The sequence below is a fragment of the Roseicyclus salinarum genome, assembly GCF_029624655.1.
Taxonomy (GTDB): Bacteria; Pseudomonadota; Alphaproteobacteria; order Rhodobacterales; family Rhodobacteraceae; genus Roseibacterium; species Roseibacterium salinarum.
Genome location: NZ_JARRSA010000007.1, coordinates 1 through 15,195 on the forward strand (window position 1 = coordinate 1; position 15,195 = coordinate 15,195).

The following is a 15,195-nucleotide window of genomic DNA, read 5'->3' on the forward strand; positions in this document are numbered from 1 at the left end:
GGCGCCTGCCGCGCGCCGCTTCCCCCGGCTGGCGGAGGTTGGTCTGCGAAACGCTCATGTCCCGACAGTAAGCCCCGGGCGGAATGCGCTCAAGTGGGCCTCACGCCGCGACCAGCGCGCCGGCGAGCGAGGCGAAAAGCGCCGCGCCGTCGGTGCCGCCATGGGCCTCGTCCACCACCCGCTCGGGATGGGGCATCAGGCCGAGGACGCGCCGGTTCCCCGACAGGACCCCCGCGATGTCGGCCACCGATCCGTTGGGATTGCCGCGATAGGTGAAGGCGATCCTGTCCTCCGCCCGCAGCCGCGCAAGCCCGTCCGCGTCGATCTGGTAGTTGCCGTCATGATGGGCGATCGGCACGTCGATCTCCTGACCGGGCTTGTAGGCGCTGGTGAAGGGGCTGTCGGTGGTGGCCACGCGCAGGCCCTGCTTCCGGCAGACGAACTTCAGCCCCGCGTTGCGCATCAGCACCCCGGGCAGGAGCCGCGTCTCGCACAGCACCTGGAAACCGTTGCACACGCCCAGCACATGGCCGCCGCGCGCCGCGAAATCGGCGACCGCGCGCATGATCGGCGAATTCGCCGCGATCGCGCCGCAGCGCAGGTAGTCGCCGTAGGAGAACCCGCCGGGCACCCCCACGACGTCGATGCCGGGCGGCAGCGCGGTCTCCTTGTGCCAGACCATGGGCGTCTCGAAACCTGCGGCCCGGAAGGCCACGGCGAGGTCGCGGTCGCAGTTGGAGCCGGGAAAGACGAGAACGGCGGCTTTCATGGACGAGGTTCCTCTCAGGCGGCGAAGTCGGTGATGACGGCGACGCCCGGAGGCGCCGGCCCGTCGAACATGGCAAGCTCGGCCGAGGCGTCCGAAAGCCTCACGCGCCGGGCGATCATCGGCGACAGGGCCAGTCCCGTCGCCGTCAGGAAATCCAGAAGCGCCGGGTAGCGATGCACCGGCATCCCGCGCGTGCCGTGGACGGAAAGCTGGCCGGAATAGACGGCGTCCCACGGCAGGCGCATGGCCGCGTGCTCTCCCGCCGGCATGCCGACCTGCACCATCCGGCCGAGCTTGCGCAGCGACAGCAGCGCGTTGGCCGTCGTCTCGGCGAAGCCCAGCGCCTCGATGGCAACATGCGCGCCGCCGCCCGTCACCGCCCTCATCGCCGCCGCCGGATCGTCCAGCCGCGCGTCGATGACGGCCTCCGCGCCGAGCGCGCGCGCCTGCGCGAGCTTTTCGGGCACGACATCGGCCAGCGCGACGCGCGCGCCCATGGCCCGCCCCAGCATCAGGGCCGCGATGCCCACGCCGCCCCCGCCCCAGACGCCCAGCCATTCCCCCGGACGCAGGCCCGCGCGGCCCGTCAGCGCGTGCCACGCCGTCGTCACCCGGCATCCCAGCGCCGCGGCCAGCGCGGGGTCCATCCCCTCTGGCAGGCGCGTGAGGTTCGCGTCCGCATGGGCCACGGCCACATGCGTCGCGAAGGCGCCGTCGCAGGTGAAGCCCGGCACGACCTGCGCGGCGCAGACCGTCTGGTTGCCCGCCCTGCAGTCGCCACAGGTCCCGCAGGCGAGGATGAAGGGCGCGATCACCCGGTCGCCGCAGGACCACGACCGGACCTCGGGGCCCGCCTCCACCACGACGCCGCAATATTCATGTCCCGGAACGTGCGGCAGCTCCACCGGATCGGCGCCGGTCCAGGCGTGCCAGTCGGAGCGGCAGACGCCACAGGCCAGAACCTCGACCACCACGCCGTCGGGCGGGCAGCGCGGATCGGGCACCTGCGCGATCTCCAGCGGCCTGCGCCAGCCCGTGAGCCGGGCCGCGCGCATCAGGCGATCTCCACCCGGTAGCTCTCGATGACCGTATTGGCCAGAAGCCGCTCGCACATCTCGGTGACCTCGGCCTCGGTGGTACCGGGCGCGAGATCGAGCTCGATCACCTTGCCCTGCCGCACGCCCTCGACGCCGGAGAACCCCATCGACCCCAGCGCCGACTTCACCGCCTCGCCCTGCGGGTCGAGCACGCCGTCCTTCAGCATCACCGTCACCAAAGCCTTCATGCGCCCTGCCCCTTCATCTTTCCCCAAATACGCAAACCGGCGCCCGCCCTCAGTTGATGAGCGTGGGCTTGGTCACGCCGGTCGGTCCCTGCGGCATGACGCCGAGGCGGCGCGCGACCTCCGTGTAGGCGTCCGCGAGGTCGCCGAGGTCGCGGCGGAAGACGTCCTTGTCGAGCTTCTTGCCCGTCTGGATGTCCCACAGGCGGCACGAATCGGGGCTGATCTCGTCGGCCACGATCAGCCGCATGTAGTCGCCGTCCCAGATCCGCCCGATCTCGATCTTGAAATCCACCAGCCGGATGCCGACGCCGAGGAACAGCCCCGAGAGGAAGTCGTTCACCCTCAGCGCGAGGCTGACCATGTCGTCGAGGTCCTGCTGGGTGGCCCAGCCAAAGGCGAGGATGTGCTCCTCGGCCACCAGCGGATCGCCCAGCTCGTCGTTCTTGAAGTAGAATTCGACGATCGGCCGCGGAAGGGGCGTGCCCTCGTCGATGCCGAGCCGCTTGGAGATGGAACCGGCCGCCACGTTGCGCACGACCACCTCGAGCGGAATGATCTCGACCGCGCGGATCAGCTGCTCGCGCATGTTGATGCGGCGGATGAAGTGCGTCGGCACCCCGACCCCGTTCAGGCCGGTCATGAAGAATTCCGACAGGCGGTTGTTCAGGACCCCCTTGCCCTCGATCGTGGCCCGCTTCTCGGCGTTGAAGGCGGTGGCGTCGTCCTTGAAATACTGGACCAGCGTGCCGGGCTCGGGGCCTTCATAGAGGATCTTGGCCTTGCCTTCGTAGACCTTCTTGCGGCGTGCCATGTGCTCTCCGGAAACATGAACGAGGGCGCGGGAGGCGCCCTTCGGTTGCCGCGAGGCTATAGGACATAGCGCGCTGTGTCGCAAGGCGGCCCGTCGATCGCGCCTTGCGGCGCCCGCGCGCCGGGTCGTAGGATCGCCACCGACCAGACGACCCCGAGACGGAGATCCCGATGACCACCTTCGACGATCGCGAGCACGCCTTCGAGAACAAGTTCGCCCACGACCAGGAAATGCAGTTCAAGGCCGAGGCGCGGCGCAACAAGCTCATGGGCCTGTGGGTGGCGGACATCCTCGGCAAGACCGGCGACGAGGCGGATGCCTACGCGAAGTCCGTCGTCCTCGCCGATTTCGAGGAAGCCGGCCACGAGGACGTCATGCGCAAGGTGCTCGGCGATCTCGGCGGGCGGGTGTCCGAGGCCGAGGTCCGCAAGAAATACGACGAGCTTCTCGCGGTGGCGAAGGGGCAACTGCTCGACGGCGACTGAGCTTCGGGCGGGCCCGGACCTCGCGCAGCCGTCCGGGGCCGCGCCCCTGACGCGAACCCGACGCAGACCCGACGCGGACGCGCCGATCCGGGCCTGCGCCGCGCCGTGCGACCGGCCCGTGGGAGGCCGGGAGGCGCGCGGCGACCTCGCCCCGAAGGCCCGGCGTGATGGCCCCGCCGCAAGGTCCCGCGCCGCGCCCTTGCGCCCCCGTCATGAGCCCGCCTCATGACGAAGATGCGAAATTCAAACTTGCCCTCATGACGCCGAGCGTTCAGATGGCCGCGCGCGCACCCATTCCTCCCCACGGAGACCGAAGATGACCGACCCGCTTTCAGCTCTTCTCGCCGACCGCGACTGGATCCTCGCCGATGGCGCCACGGGCACGACGCTCTTCAACATGGGGCTGCAGTCGGGCGATGCGCCGGAATTGTGGAACGTCGATCACCCCGACCGCATCGCGACGCTCTACAAGGGCGCGGTCGAGGCCGGATCCGACCTGTTCCTGACCAACTCCTTCGGCGGCACCTCCGCGCGGCTAAAGCTGCACGCTGCGCAGGATCGCGTGTTCGAGCTGAACAAGGCCGCCGCCGAGATCGCGCGCGACGTCGCCGACGCCGCCGGCCGGACGGTCATCGTGGCGGGCTCCATGGGTCCCACGGGCGAGATCATGGCGCCGATGGGCGCCCTGACGCACGAGCGCGCCGTGGAGATGTTCCACGAGCAGGCCGAAGGCCTGAAGGCCGGCGGCGCGGACGTCCTGTGGGTCGAGACGATCTCGGCCGCCGAGGAATACAGGGCCGCCGCCGAAGCGGCGCGCCTCGCCGGGATGCCCTGGTGCGGCACGATGAGCTTCGACACCGCGGGCCGAACCATGATGGGCTTCACCTCCGCCGACCTTGCGGGCCTCGTGGAACGGCTGGACCCCGCGCCGCTGGCCTACGGGGCGAATTGCGGCGTCGGCGCATCGGACCTTCTGCGGACCGTGCTGGGCTTCCGCGCGGCCGGATCGGAGCGCCCGATCATCGCCAAGGGCAACGCGGGCATCCCGAAATATGTCGACGGGCACATCCACTACAACGGAACGCCCGAGCTGATGGCGCGCTACGCCGTGATGGCGCGGGACGCCGGGGCCACGATCATCGGCGGCTGCTGCGGCACCCAGCCCGAGCACCTGCGCGCCATGCGCGCGGCGCTCGAGACCGAGCCGCGCGGCGAGGCGCCGACGCTGGACCAGATCGCCCAGGCGCTTGGCGGGTTCTCTTCGGGTTCGGACGGGACCGACGGCGCGGAGGGCCCGCCCCGCGAGCGCCGCGGCCGCCGCCGCGCGAGGGACTGAGCCGCGCCGCGTCAGCCACCGGGCCTGACCGCCACGAAATCCACCAGCGCCGAGCGCCCCGAATGCCCGGCGCCCTCATGGATCTCGGCGTCGTAGTCGGCGCTCAGCAGGACCTCCCAGCCCGCGAAGGCCTCGGCCAGAAGCGCCTCGGTATACATGTTCTCCACCGCTCCGGGGCCGCCGGTGCCGTAGCCCACCTGCCGCGGCGCGTAGCCGTGAAGCAGCAGAAGGCCACCCGGCCGCAGCGCGTCGGCGAAGCGGGCGAAGGCCTGGGCCCGCGCCTCGGGGTCGAGGAACTGGATGAAGACCGCCACCAGCGCGTCGAATTTCCGGGACCAGTCCCAGTCCTGCATCGTCGAGACGTTCATCTCCACCGTGACGCCCGCCTCCTCCGCGAGGCCGCGCGCCTTGGAGACCGCGTTGGCGCTGAAATCGAAGGTGGTGACGCGGTGGCCCAGCCGCGCGAGATGGACGCCGTTGCGCCCCTCGCCGTCCGCGACGCAGAGCACGCGCGCGTCCTTCGGGATGCGCGGCGCCTCGCGCACCAGGAAATCGGCGGGCGCGGTGCCGAACAGGAAGTCGCTTCCGGAATAGCGGGTGTCCCAGTCCATCGCTGCGCTCCTTCTGCCGGCCACCAATGCAATAGCCCTGCACAGGCCCGCCGGCGAGCCCTTTCGTCGGGCTTCGCCGCCCCCGTCTCAGAACAGCGACAGCTGGTCGCCAGGCCGCGGCGGCGGCGAAAAGAGGTCGGTGCGCAAGGGCTCAAGGTGCACCGCGAGCCCCAGCGCCTTCACCGCGCGGCGAAACCTCGTGGCGATCAGGTCGGCCCACAGGCCTTCTCCGGTCATGCGCCGGCCCCACTCGGCGTCGTAGTCCCGCCCGCCATGCATGTCGCGCACTTTCGACATCACCCGGCCCATCCGGTCGGGGTAATGCTCGGCCAGCCACTCGCGCCACAGTTCCGAGACCTCGCGGGGAAGACGCAAGGGGATCGTGCTCGCCGCCACCGCACCCGCGTCCCGCGCCGAGCGCAGGATGGCCTCCAGCTCGTGGTCGGTCAGTCCCGGCACGATCGGCGAGACCATGACCCGCACCGGGCAGCCGGCCTTCGCCAGCGTCTCGATCATCCCCAGCCGCCGCGCCGGCGCGGGGCAGCGCGGCTCCATCCGGCGCGACAGGGCGGGGTCGAGCGTCGTCACCGAGATGCCGACCCGCGCAAGCCCCGACTGCCCCATCTCGCCGAGAATGTCGGCGTCGCGCTCCACGCGCGCGCCCTTGGTCACGACAGCCACCGGATGGCGGAAGGCCGACAGCACTTCGAGCAGTCCGCGCATGATCCGCCGCTCGCCCTCGATCGGCTGGTAGGGGTCGGTGTTGGTGCCGATGGCGATGGTCGCGGGCCTGTAGGAGGCGGCGCGCAATTCCGCCTCGAGGACGCGCGGCGCGTCGGGGCGCGCGATCAGCCGCGTCTCGAAATCGAGGCCGGGCGACAGGCCGAGATAGGCATGGCTCGGCCGCGCGAAGCAGTAGATGCACCCATGCTCACAGCCGCGATAGGGGTTGATCGAGCGGTCGAAGGAAATGCCGGGCGAGGTGTTGCGCGTGATCGCCCGGCGCGGCCGTTCCTCGGACACCTCCGTCCTGAGAGGCGGGAGATCCTCGTCGCGGTCCCATCCGTCGGGCTCGGCCACGCGGCGGTGCCGCTCGAAGCGCCCGGCCTCGTTGCGAAGCGCCGCCCGCCCGCGCGCGCGGTCAAGGGGTCGGTGAAGGGGATCGCTGGCCGACATGGCACGAGAATGGAACATATGGTGAACATCGTCAAGCCGTCCGCCCGCGCCGGCGCGCAGGGGCCCGCATCGCCCGCACGACCCGAAACCCGCCCCCTCGCGCCCCGCAATCCCCGACATGCACCGCCCTCATGTGGAACCCTCGGATTATTCATTTGCGCAGCGGTCGTTCCCGATGCAGGTGATGTCGCAATTCACCCAGACGCCTGCCACGATTGGCTGCAAAGGCGCAGGTGACCGCTAAGGACGGAGCAGACCCATGGCCGCAGAAGACGACGACATCATCCTCTCCGAGCTCGACGACGAGGAACTCGTCGGCCAGATGTTCGACGACCTCTACGACGGCCTGCGCGACGAGATCGAGGAAGGCGTGACCATCCTCCTCGATCGCGGCTGGACGCCCTACGACATCCTGACCAAGGCGCTTGTCGGCGGCATGACCATCGTCGGCAACGATTTCCGCGACGGGATCCTGTTCGTGCCCGAGGTCCTGATGGCCGCCAACGCGATGAAGGGCGGCATGGCCATCCTCAAGCCGCTCTTGGTGGAAACCGGCGCGCCGCGCATCGGCAAGATGGTGATCGGCACCGTGAAGGGCGACATCCACGACATCGGCAAGAACCTCGTGTCGATGATGATGGAGGGCGCGGGCTTCGAGGTCGTGGACCTCGGCATCAACAACCCGGTGGAGAAATACCTCGCGGCGCTGGAGACCGAAGGCCCCGACATCCTCGGCATGTCGGCGCTTCTGACCACGACGATGCCCTACATGAAGGTCGTCATCGACACGCTGGTCGAGAAGGGCATCCGAGACGACTACATCGTGCTGGTGGGCGGCGCGCCCCTGAACGAGGAATTCGGCCGCGCGATCGGCGCGGACGCCTACTGCCGCGATGCCGCCGTCGCGGTGGAGACGGCCAAGGAGTTCGTCCTGCGCAAGCACAACCAGATGGCCGCCGGCGCCTGAAAGGTCCGAAGCGTCGGGCCCGCCGTCGCGCAGGCCCGGGCCCGGTCGCGATCACCCTCGGCGGCCCGCGCCGCCCGCGCCGGAAGCGCCCTCGCAGCGCCGATGGCTATCGCCTCGGCCGCAGGCTCCACCCCGGCGCGGGCCCCACGCGAGGGCCGCCCTCCCCCTTGCGTCCGGCACCCGGCCGGGCTTTGGTCCGCCCCATGACGATCTACGCCATCGGCGACATCCACGGCCATCTCGACGGCCTCCTTTCGGCGCACGGGCGCGTCGAGGCCGATCGCGCGCGCGCGGGCGCAAGCGACGCGCCGCTCGTCCATGTCGGCGACCTGGTGGACCGCGGCCCCGACAGCGCGGGGGTCGTCGAGCTTCTGGCGCGGCGCGTCCTAGACGATCCGCGCGTCGTCGTCCTGAAGGGCAATCACGACGCCATGTTCGCCGAGTTCCTCGCCGAGCGTCCAGGCCGCTGGTCCGTCAGCCGGTATCTCGGCGAGAACGTCGGCGGCAAGCAGACGCTGCGCTCCTACGGCGTCGATCCCGACGGACCGGCGCGCCGCGCCCATGACGCCGCCGTCGCGGCCGTGCCCGCGACGCACCGCGCCTTCCTCGCAGAGATGCCCCTGACCCACGCGGCGGGCGAGTGCCTGTTCGTTCATGCCGGCATCCGCCCGGGCATCCCGGTCGCGGAGCAGACGGAGGACGACCTGATCTGGATCCGCGACAGCTTCCTGCTCGATCCGCGGGATCACGGGGTCCTCGTGGTGCACGGGCACACGCCCGTGCCACGGGCCGAGCATCATGGAAACCGGCTTGCGATCGACACGGGCGCGGCCTGGGGCGGGCCGGTGACGGCCGTCGCGATCGAGGGGCGCGAGGCCTTCGTCCTGACCGACACGGGGCGCCTTCCCGTGGCGAGGCTCCGCTGATCCCCGCGCGCGACGTCGGTCTCGTGCTCCTGGTCGTGCTGGCCTGGGGCACGAACTTCACGGCGATGAAGATCGGGCTCGAGGAGCTTCCGCCGCTCCTGTTCGTGGGGCTGCGCTTCGCCATCCTCACGCCCCTGATCCTCCTGTTCCCGCGCCCGGCCGGCTGGTGGCCTATCCTCGGCATCGGGGCCTTCATCAACACCGGGCAGTTCGCGTTCCTGTTCAGCGCCATGCAGGCCGACGTCACGGCGGGCCTCGCCTCGCTCATCCTGCAGAGCCAGGCGCCGCTGACGATCATTCTGGCGGCGCTCGTCTACGGCGAGAGGGTGCGGCGCGTGCAGGCGGCCGGGATCGGGCTGGCCTGCGCGGGCCTCGCGCTTTTCGGGGTGGCGGGGGGCGGCAACGTGACGACGGCGGGCCTTGGGCTGGTGCTGTGCGGGGCCCTGTCCTGGGCCTGCGGCAACCTCGTCCTGCGCCGACTTCCGGGCATCGACATGACCGCGCTCTTCATCTGGGCGAGCCTCGTTCCGCCGCTGCCGATGCTGGCCCTGTCGCTGACCTTCGAGGGGCCGGCCCCGCTGCCAGCGATCGCCGCCCTGTCGGCGCAGGGATGGCTCGCCGTGGGCTACGTCGCGTTCATCTCCACGGTGCTCGGCTTCTCGATCTGGGGCGCGCTCCTGTCGCGGCACCCGGCCGCCGCGGTCACGCCATTCGCGCTCCTGATACCCGTCGTGGGCGTGAGCGTCGCGGCCGTCGCTCTGGGAGAGACGATCACCCCGGGAGAGGGCCTCGCCGCCCTCGTCGTTCTCGCCGGCCTCGCGCTCGCGGTCTTCGGACAACGCCGCCGGAGGCCATGACCCGGCCGCGGGGGCCATTGCGCGCGACGCGGGCACGCCACCATATTGGACGCGACGGCATCGGAGACGGCATCATGGACGGCATCGACGACGAAGGACTGCTGCGCGACGGCCTCGCGCCCGCCGGGCGCGGCCGGGTCCTGCTGATCGCATGCGGGGCACTCGCACACGAGGTCCTGGCGCTCAAGCGCGCCAACGGATGGGACCATCTCGACCTGCAATGCCTTCCCGCCATCCTGCACAACCACCCCGAAAGGATCCCCGACGCGGTGGAACGCGCCGTGACAGCCGCCCGGGCCGAAGGTGGCCTCGAGATCTTCGTACTCTACGCCGATTGCGGGACGGGCGGGCTTCTGCAGGCGCGCTGCGCGGCGCTCGGCGTCGAGATGCTGGAAGGGCCGCATTGCTACAGCTTCCTGGAGGGAAACGCGGATTTCGCCGCGCGCGGCGAGATGACCGCGTTCTATCTGACCGACTTCCTGGTGCGCCAGTTCGACGCCTTCGTCACACGGCCCCTCGGCCTCGACAGGCACCCCGAGCTGCGTGACATGTATTTCGGGAACTACGAGACGCTCGTCTACCAGGCGCAGACGGACGATCCCGCCCTGACCGAAAAGGCGCGCGCCTGCGCCGATGCGCTCGGCCTCGCGTTCGAGCGCCGCTTCACGGGCTACGGCGATCTCGCGGACGCCATGGCGAGGCTCTGAGCGCGGGGCTCGACGCGCGGTGCGCGCCGACCCGGCGGGGGCCAGCCCCCGCACCCCCGGTCAAGGGGGCCGTCTGCCCCCTTGACGATCCCCCGAGGGTTTATCCGCAAGGATGAAGGAGAGATCGAGCGCCCCTTCATCCTTGCCGGAAAACTCCCGCCGGAGGCATCAGCGCCGTCGAGGGGCCTTCAGGTCCCGAGACGGCGCTCGCCGCGGCGTCGGCGCAGCCGGCGCCACGCCCCTCAGTGGTTGTCGCGCGGCAGGTCGCGGGCGATGCGCTGGTAGGCCGTCGCGAGCTCGAGGCAGCCGCCATCGGCCAGCTGCCCCACGTGGCGGCGGTAGAGCTCCTGCCACGGCGTCTGGTGGTGCAGCTCGGGCGGCGTCCAGGCCTCGCGCCGCGCCTCCCATTCCGTCTCGTCGACGAGAGCGTCGAGCGTGGCGGCGGAGAGGTCGAGGCGCACCCGGTCCCCGGTCCGCAGCAGCGCGAGCCCGCCACCCACGGCAGCCTCGGGCGAGGCGTTCAGGATCGAGGGGCTTTCCGAGGTTCCCGACTGGCGTCCGTCGCCGACGGTGGGCAGGTGGCGGACACCCTCTCGGATCATGGCGTCGGGCGGCTGCATGTTCACCACCTCCGCCGAGCCGGGATAGCCCACGCAGCCGACGCCGCGGATGAACAGGATCGTCGTCTCGTCGATGGCGAGGCTCTCGTCGTTGATGCGGTCGTGGTAGTCCTCGGGGCCCTCGAACACGACCGCCCTGCCCTCGAAGACCCCGCCTTCGAGGAAGCGCCGGCGGAAATCCTCGCTGATCACGGAGGTCTTCATCAGCGCGCTGTCGAAGAGGTTGCCGGACAGCACGAGAAAGCCGGCCTCCTTGCGGATCGGCTGCCCGAAGGACCGGATCACGTCGGTGTCGACGCTCCGCGCGCCGCCGAGCGCCTCGACGAGTTGGAGGCCGGTCGCGGTGCGCACGCGCCCGTCGAGCTGCCCCGCCGCGAGCAGCTCGCCCATCACCGCCCGCACGCCGCCCGCACGGAAGAAGCTTTCGCCGAGATATTCGCCCGCGGGCTGCATGTTGACCAGAAGCGGCAGGTCGCGGCCATGCGTCTGCCAGTCCCTCACGTCGAGCTCCACGCCCGCGTGGCGCGCGATGGCCTGCAGGTGGGGCGGTGCGTTGGTCGAGCCGCCGATGGCGGTGTTGACCTTGATCGCGTTCAGGAAGGCTTCTCGTGTCAGGATGTCGGACGGTTTCAGGTCCTCCTCGACCATGCCAACGATCCGGCGCCCGGTGAGATAGGCCATCTCCATGCGCTCGCGGAAGGGCGCGGGGATCGCCGCCGCGCCCGGCAGCGTCATGCCGAGCGCCTCGGCGAGCGCGTTCATCGTCGAGGCCGTGCCCATCGTGTTGCAGTGCCCGAGCGAGGGCGCGGAGGAGCAGGCGCGCGCCATGAACTCGTCGTAATCGATCTTGCCCTCGGCGAGCAGCCGCCGGCTTTCCCAGATGATCGTGCCCGAGCCCGCGCGCTTGCCCTGCCACCAGCCGTCCGTCATCGGGCCGCCGTTGAGCGCGATGGCCGGCAGGTCCACCGTGGCTGCGCCCATCAGCATGGCGGGCGTGGTCTTGTCGCAGCCGGTGGTGAGAACCACGCCGTCGATCGGGTAGCCGTGAAGCACCTCCACGAGGCTGAGATACTGCAGGTTGCGGTCAAGGGCCGCCGTGGGGCGCTTGCCCGTCTCCTGGATCGGGTGGACGGGAAACTCCATCGGGATGCCGCCCGCGTCGCGGATGCCCGCCTTGATCCGGTCCATCAGGAAGACGTGGATCTTGTTGCAGGGCACCAGGTCGGAACCGGTCTGCGCGATGCCGATGATCGGACGCTCTGACTGCAGCTCGTCCTTGGTGAAGGTCTGGTTCTGGTAGCGCTCGAGGTAGAGCGCGGTCATGCCCGGATTGTTGGGATTGTCGAACCATTCCTGGCTGCGGTAGCGGCGGTTGGCGCGGGTCTTGGACATCGCTCGGTTCCACATGTTGAAACTTGAGGCCGAATATTGGGACGGCTAGCGCAAGTCTTACGCAGCGCGGGGGGCCATCACAAGCCCCGCGCCCGGACCCGCTTGAGGCAAATCAATTCCAGGCGTGGGCGAATCTGCGAAACCTCTCCGGAGAGGCACGCGACATGGTCCAATTCGTCTTCCGCACGGAAGCGTTGCGCAAATCCTACGATACGGGCGGGGTGCAGGTGCACGCGCTCGCCGGCGTGGACCTCGAGCTCTACGCGGGCGAGCTGGCCGTGCTTCTGGGCGCGTCAGGCTCGGGGAAGTCGACGCTTCTCAACATCCTCGGGGGCCTCGATCACGGCAGCTCCGGTCGGGTCTGGTTCCGCGATCTCGAGCTGACCGGCCTCGGCGACAGGGCGCTCACGCGCTACCGGCGCGACCATGTCGGCTTCGTCTTCCAGTTCTACAACCTCGTCCCCTCGCTGAGTGCGCGCGAGAACGTGCAGCTCGTCACCGACGTCGCGGCCGCGCCGATGCAGCCGGGCGAGGCGCTGGAGATGGTGGGGCTGAAGCACCGGCTCGACCATTTCCCGGCCGAACTGTCGGGCGGAGAGCAGCAGCGCGTCGCCATCGCGCGCGCCATCGCGAAGCGCCCCGAGGTGCTTCTGTGCGACGAACCCACGGGCGCGCTCGACAGCCGGACGGGGGTGCAGGTGCTGGAGGTTCTGAAGGAGATCAACGACACCCTCGGCACGTCCACCGTCGTCATCACCCACAACGCCGGCATCCAGGCGATGGCGCACCGGGTCGTGCGACTGGCCGACGGCAGGGTGGAGGGCGTGCAGGTGAACGAAACGCGCGTGGCCCCGCGCGAAATCACGTGGTGAGGCGATGCGCGCGCTGGACAAGAAACTGGTGCGGAATTTCGGGCGGCTCTGGCTGCAGGGGCTGGCCATCGCGATGGTTCTGGCCTGCGGCGTCGCGATCCTGTTGACGGCCTTCGGCATGAACACCGCGCTGACCGACACGCGCGACGCCTATTACGAGCGCAACCGCTTCGCCGACATCTTCGCCGAGGCCAAGCGCGCGCCCCTCACGCTGGTGTCCGAGATCGCCGCGATCCCCGGCGTCTACGCGGCCGAGGCGCGGGTCGAAGGCGCCGCGATCCTCGACCTGCCCGGCCGGGAGGAGGTCGCGATGGGGCGGATCCTGTCGTGGCCCGCCGACGACGCGCCGCTGCTGAACGCGCCGGTGCTTCAGACGGGCACCTATCCCGAGGCCTCCGGCGACGTGATGGTGACGACGACCTTCGCGGACGCAAATGGCTTCGCCGTGGGCGACGTCTTCCACGCCAACATCAACGGCCAACGGCGCGCGCTGACGATCACGGGCACGGCGCAGTCGCCGGAGTTCATCTACACGATCGGTCCCGGCGCGCTGATGCCCGACAACGAGGGATACGGCATCCTGTGGATGAGCCGGGCCACGGTCGCGGCCGCCTACGACATGGCGGGCGCATTCAACCACGTCGCGCTCAGGATCAGCCGCGTGGCGGACCCGCAGGACGTCATGGACCGCCTCGACGCCATTCTCGACGCCTATGGCGGCCTCGGCGCCTACGACCGGTCCTCGCAGGTGAGCGACAGCTTCGTGTCGGCCGAGATCGACCAGCTGCGCGGCATGGCGATGGTCGTGCCGCCGATCTTCTTCGCCATCTCCGCCTTCCTCGTCGGCATGGTGATCAGCCGGATCGTGACCCTCGACCGGTCGGAGATCGGGCTGTTCAAGGCGCTTGGCTACACCGACGTGGAGGTCTGTCTGCACTACCTCCTGCTCGCAGCGATGATCGCGCTTCTGGGCATCGTGATCGGCTGGGGCCTCGGGACCGTCCTCGCGCGGCTGATGGCCATGCAATACGCGCGCTTCTTCGAATTCCCCTATCTCATCTTCCGCGTGCCGCTCTGGGTCTACGCCATGTCGGGGCTGATCGCGCTTCTGACGACGATGCTGGGCTCGGCGCGGGCGGCGCTGATGGCCGCGCGCCTCGCGCCCGCCATCGCGATGCAGCCCCCGGCGCCCCCGATGTTCCGCCAAAGCGCGCTCGACCGGCTGATGGGCCGCGCCCGCCTGCGCCAGACGACGATCATGGTCCTGCGCAGCATCGTCAGGTGGCCGGTGCGCAGCGTCCTGACCGCCGCGGGCCTCGGCGCGGCGACCTCGGCCGTCATCGCCTCGGGCTTCATGTACGGCGCGCTCAACCATATCATCGACGTGGCCTTCAACCAGACCTACAGGCAGGACGCGATGATCATGTTCACGCAGGACCTGCCCCGGACCGCCCTGCCCGAGGTCGCCCGGCTGCCCGGCGTCCTGCAGGTGGAGCCGCAGCAATTCCATTCCGCGACGCTGCGCAACGGCCCCCGCGAGAAGCGTGTCGCGCTCGAGGCGCGGCCGGAGAATGCCACGCTCAGCCGCGTGATCGGCGCCGATGGCCGCCCGATCGTCGCGCCGCCGGGCGGGCTTCTTCTGTCGACGCGGCTGGCCGAGCAGCTGGAGCTGCGCGTCGGCGACGCGGTGGAGGTCGAATTCATGACCGGCCGCAGGGAAACGCACGAGATGACGGTGACGGGCCTCGTGGAGCAGTATCTCGGCCTCGGCGCCTATGCCGACATCGACTTTCTCGACGCACGGTTCCGCCGCTCGGACCGGATGTCGGTCGCCAACGTGCTGATCGATCCCGACGCGCTCGGCGATCTTCACCGGACGCTGCAGGAGACGCCGGCGCTGGCGGGCCTGATCCTGATGAACGAGAACCGCCGCGCCTTCGAGGACACCATCAGCCAGAACATCGTCGTGGTGAACGCGGTCTATGCGGGCATCGCCATCCTGATCACCGTGGGCGTGACCTACAACGGCGCGCGCATCCAGTTGTCCGAGCGTGCGCGCGAGCTGGCGAGCCTTCGCATCCTCGGCTTCAGCCGGGCCGAGGTCTCGTCGGTGCTGGTCGGCGAGATCATGCTGGTGGCCATCCTGGCCCAGCCGCTGGGATGGCTGATGGGGGCATGGATCGCGACCGCGATGTCCAACAGCTTCACGTCGGACCTCTACGCGATCCCGCTGGTGCTCGACCCGGCGGTCTTCGCGCGCGCCAGCCTGATCGTGCTGTTCGCGAGCTTCGCGTCCGTGATGCTGGTCCGGCGGCGCATCGACCGGATGGACCTGGTGGCCGTCATGAAGACCAGGGAATGAAGTCAGGGGAGTGATCGAA

15 protein-coding genes are annotated in these 15,195 nt (G+C 70.1%); 8 read left to right on the forward strand and 7 right to left on the reverse strand.

Features of this window, described 5'->3' with window-relative positions; genetic code table 11:
* Positions 1-100: 100 nt before the first annotated feature.
* Genes purQ through purC form a run of 4 tightly spaced genes read right to left on the reverse strand, consistent with a single transcriptional unit; the run spans position 101 to position 2,865 of the window.
* Complete coding sequence (purQ, locus tag P6F26_RS06035) at positions 101-769, reverse strand: phosphoribosylformylglycinamidine synthase subunit PurQ (RefSeq protein WP_278027758.1); 669 nt, start codon at positions 767-769, stop codon at positions 101-103.
* Between the two features lie 14 nt (positions 770-783).
* Positions 784-1,824 carry an alcohol dehydrogenase catalytic domain-containing protein gene (locus P6F26_RS06040; protein WP_278027759.1) on the reverse strand — a complete coding sequence of 347 codons (1,041 nt, stop codon included), beginning with the start codon at positions 1,822-1,824 and terminating at the stop codon, positions 784-786.
* Positions 1,824-2,054, reverse strand: a complete 231-nt coding sequence (gene purS / locus P6F26_RS06045) for a phosphoribosylformylglycinamidine synthase subunit PurS (RefSeq protein ID WP_278027760.1) — start codon at positions 2,052-2,054, stop codon at positions 1,824-1,826. The genes P6F26_RS06040 and purS overlap by 1 nt, the downstream gene beginning before the upstream one ends.
* A 49-nt stretch (positions 2,055-2,103) precedes the next feature.
* Entirely contained in the window at positions 2,104-2,865 is a 762-nt protein-coding gene (gene purC / locus P6F26_RS06050; RefSeq protein ID WP_278027761.1) for a phosphoribosylaminoimidazolesuccinocarboxamide synthase, read from the reverse strand.
* 170 nt (positions 2,866-3,035) lie between these two features.
* Between purC and P6F26_RS06055 the strand changes: the two genes are divergently transcribed.
* Positions 3,036-3,350, forward strand: coding sequence for a DUF1476 domain-containing protein (locus tag P6F26_RS06055; protein WP_278027762.1), 315 nt, complete (start codon positions 3,036-3,038; stop codon positions 3,348-3,350).
* Positions 3,351-3,666: 316 nt separating this feature from the next.
* Positions 3,667-4,686 carry a betaine--homocysteine S-methyltransferase gene (gene bmt, locus P6F26_RS06060; protein WP_278027763.1) on the forward strand — a complete coding sequence of 340 codons (1,020 nt, stop codon included), beginning with the start codon at positions 3,667-3,669 and terminating at the stop codon, positions 4,684-4,686.
* 11 nt (positions 4,687-4,697) lie between these two features.
* On the opposite strand, the gene P6F26_RS06065 is transcribed toward bmt, so the two are convergent.
* Positions 4,698-5,297, reverse strand: a complete 600-nt coding sequence (locus tag P6F26_RS06065; RefSeq protein WP_278027764.1) for an SAM-dependent methyltransferase — start codon at positions 5,295-5,297, stop codon at positions 4,698-4,700.
* Positions 5,298-5,384: 87 nt separating this feature from the next.
* Positions 5,385-6,473 carry a PA0069 family radical SAM protein gene (locus P6F26_RS06070; RefSeq protein ID WP_278027928.1) on the reverse strand — a complete coding sequence of 363 codons (1,089 nt, stop codon included), beginning with the start codon at positions 6,471-6,473 and terminating at the stop codon, positions 5,385-5,387.
* Positions 6,474-6,732: 259 nt separating this feature from the next.
* On the opposite strand from P6F26_RS06070, the gene P6F26_RS06075 reads away from it, so the two are divergent.
* The 4 genes from P6F26_RS06075 to P6F26_RS06090 all read left to right on the forward strand — a co-directional run bounded on the left by P6F26_RS06075 (position 6,733) and on the right by P6F26_RS06090 (position 9,930).
* Positions 6,733-7,440 (forward strand): corrinoid protein, encoded by a 708-nt coding sequence (locus P6F26_RS06075; RefSeq protein ID WP_278027765.1) that lies wholly within the window; start codon positions 6,733-6,735, stop codon positions 7,438-7,440.
* A gap of 203 nt (positions 7,441-7,643) precedes the next feature.
* Complete coding sequence (locus tag P6F26_RS06080; protein ID WP_278027766.1) at positions 7,644-8,366, forward strand: metallophosphoesterase; 723 nt, start codon at positions 7,644-7,646, stop codon at positions 8,364-8,366.
* A 23-nt stretch (positions 8,367-8,389) separates the two neighbouring features.
* Entirely contained in the window at positions 8,390-9,223 is an 834-nt protein-coding gene (locus P6F26_RS06085; protein WP_278027767.1) for an EamA family transporter, read from the forward strand.
* Positions 9,224-9,297: 74 nt separating this feature from the next.
* The gene (locus P6F26_RS06090; RefSeq protein WP_278027768.1) at positions 9,298-9,930 is read left to right on the forward strand and encodes a DUF1638 domain-containing protein; all 633 of its coding nucleotides are present in this window, start codon (positions 9,298-9,300) and stop codon (positions 9,928-9,930) included.
* Positions 9,931-10,172: 242 nt separating this feature from the next.
* Here P6F26_RS06090 and P6F26_RS06095 read toward each other — a convergent pair whose 3' ends face one another.
* The gene (locus P6F26_RS06095) at positions 10,173-11,942 is read right to left on the reverse strand and encodes an IlvD/Edd family dehydratase (protein WP_278027769.1); all 1,770 of its coding nucleotides are present in this window, start codon (positions 11,940-11,942) and stop codon (positions 10,173-10,175) included.
* 164 nt (positions 11,943-12,106) lie between these two features.
* Between P6F26_RS06095 and P6F26_RS06100 the strand changes: the two genes are divergently transcribed.
* Complete coding sequence (locus tag P6F26_RS06100) at positions 12,107-12,814, forward strand: ABC transporter ATP-binding protein (protein ID WP_278027770.1); 708 nt, start codon at positions 12,107-12,109, stop codon at positions 12,812-12,814.
* A 4-nt stretch (positions 12,815-12,818) separates the two neighbouring features.
* Positions 12,819-15,176 carry an ABC transporter permease gene (locus tag P6F26_RS06105; protein WP_278027771.1) on the forward strand — a complete coding sequence of 786 codons (2,358 nt, stop codon included), beginning with the start codon at positions 12,819-12,821 and terminating at the stop codon, positions 15,174-15,176.
* The last annotated feature ends 19 nt before the right edge of the window (positions 15,177-15,195 follow it).

Excerpts from the sequence above, each read along its gene's own strand:
- purC (WP_278027761.1), bottom strand. The coding sequence starts at position 2,865 with ATGGCACGCCGCAAGAAGGTCTACGAAGGCAAGGCCAAGATCCTCTAT.
- P6F26_RS06070 (WP_278027928.1), bottom strand. The coding sequence starts at position 6,473 with ATGTCGGCCAGCGATCCCCTTCACCGACCCCTTGACCGCGCGCGCGGG.
- purS (WP_278027760.1), bottom strand. The coding sequence starts at position 2,054 with ATGAAGGCTTTGGTGACGGTGATGCTGAAGGACGGCGTGCTCGACCCG.
- P6F26_RS06100 (WP_278027770.1), top strand. The coding sequence starts at position 12,107 with ATGGTCCAATTCGTCTTCCGCACGGAAGCGTTGCGCAAATCCTACGAT.
- P6F26_RS06040 (WP_278027759.1), bottom strand. The coding sequence starts at position 1,824 with ATGCGCGCGGCCCGGCTCACGGGCTGGCGCAGGCCGCTGGAGATCGCG.
- P6F26_RS06080 (WP_278027766.1), top strand. The coding sequence starts at position 7,644 with ATGACGATCTACGCCATCGGCGACATCCACGGCCATCTCGACGGCCTC.
- bmt (WP_278027763.1), top strand. The coding sequence starts at position 3,667 with ATGACCGACCCGCTTTCAGCTCTTCTCGCCGACCGCGACTGGATCCTC.
- P6F26_RS06090 (WP_278027768.1), top strand. The coding sequence starts at position 9,298 with ATGGACGGCATCGACGACGAAGGACTGCTGCGCGACGGCCTCGCGCCC.
- P6F26_RS06065 (WP_278027764.1), bottom strand. The coding sequence starts at position 5,297 with ATGGACTGGGACACCCGCTATTCCGGAAGCGACTTCCTGTTCGGCACC.
- purQ (WP_278027758.1), bottom strand. The coding sequence starts at position 769 with ATGAAAGCCGCCGTTCTCGTCTTTCCCGGCTCCAACTGCGACCGCGAC.
- P6F26_RS06075 (WP_278027765.1), top strand. The coding sequence starts at position 6,733 with ATGGCCGCAGAAGACGACGACATCATCCTCTCCGAGCTCGACGACGAG.
- P6F26_RS06055 (WP_278027762.1), top strand. The coding sequence starts at position 3,036 with ATGACCACCTTCGACGATCGCGAGCACGCCTTCGAGAACAAGTTCGCC.
- P6F26_RS06095 (WP_278027769.1), bottom strand. The coding sequence starts at position 11,942 with ATGTCCAAGACCCGCGCCAACCGCCGCTACCGCAGCCAGGAATGGTTC.
- P6F26_RS06105 (WP_278027771.1), top strand. The coding sequence starts at position 12,819 with ATGCGCGCGCTGGACAAGAAACTGGTGCGGAATTTCGGGCGGCTCTGG.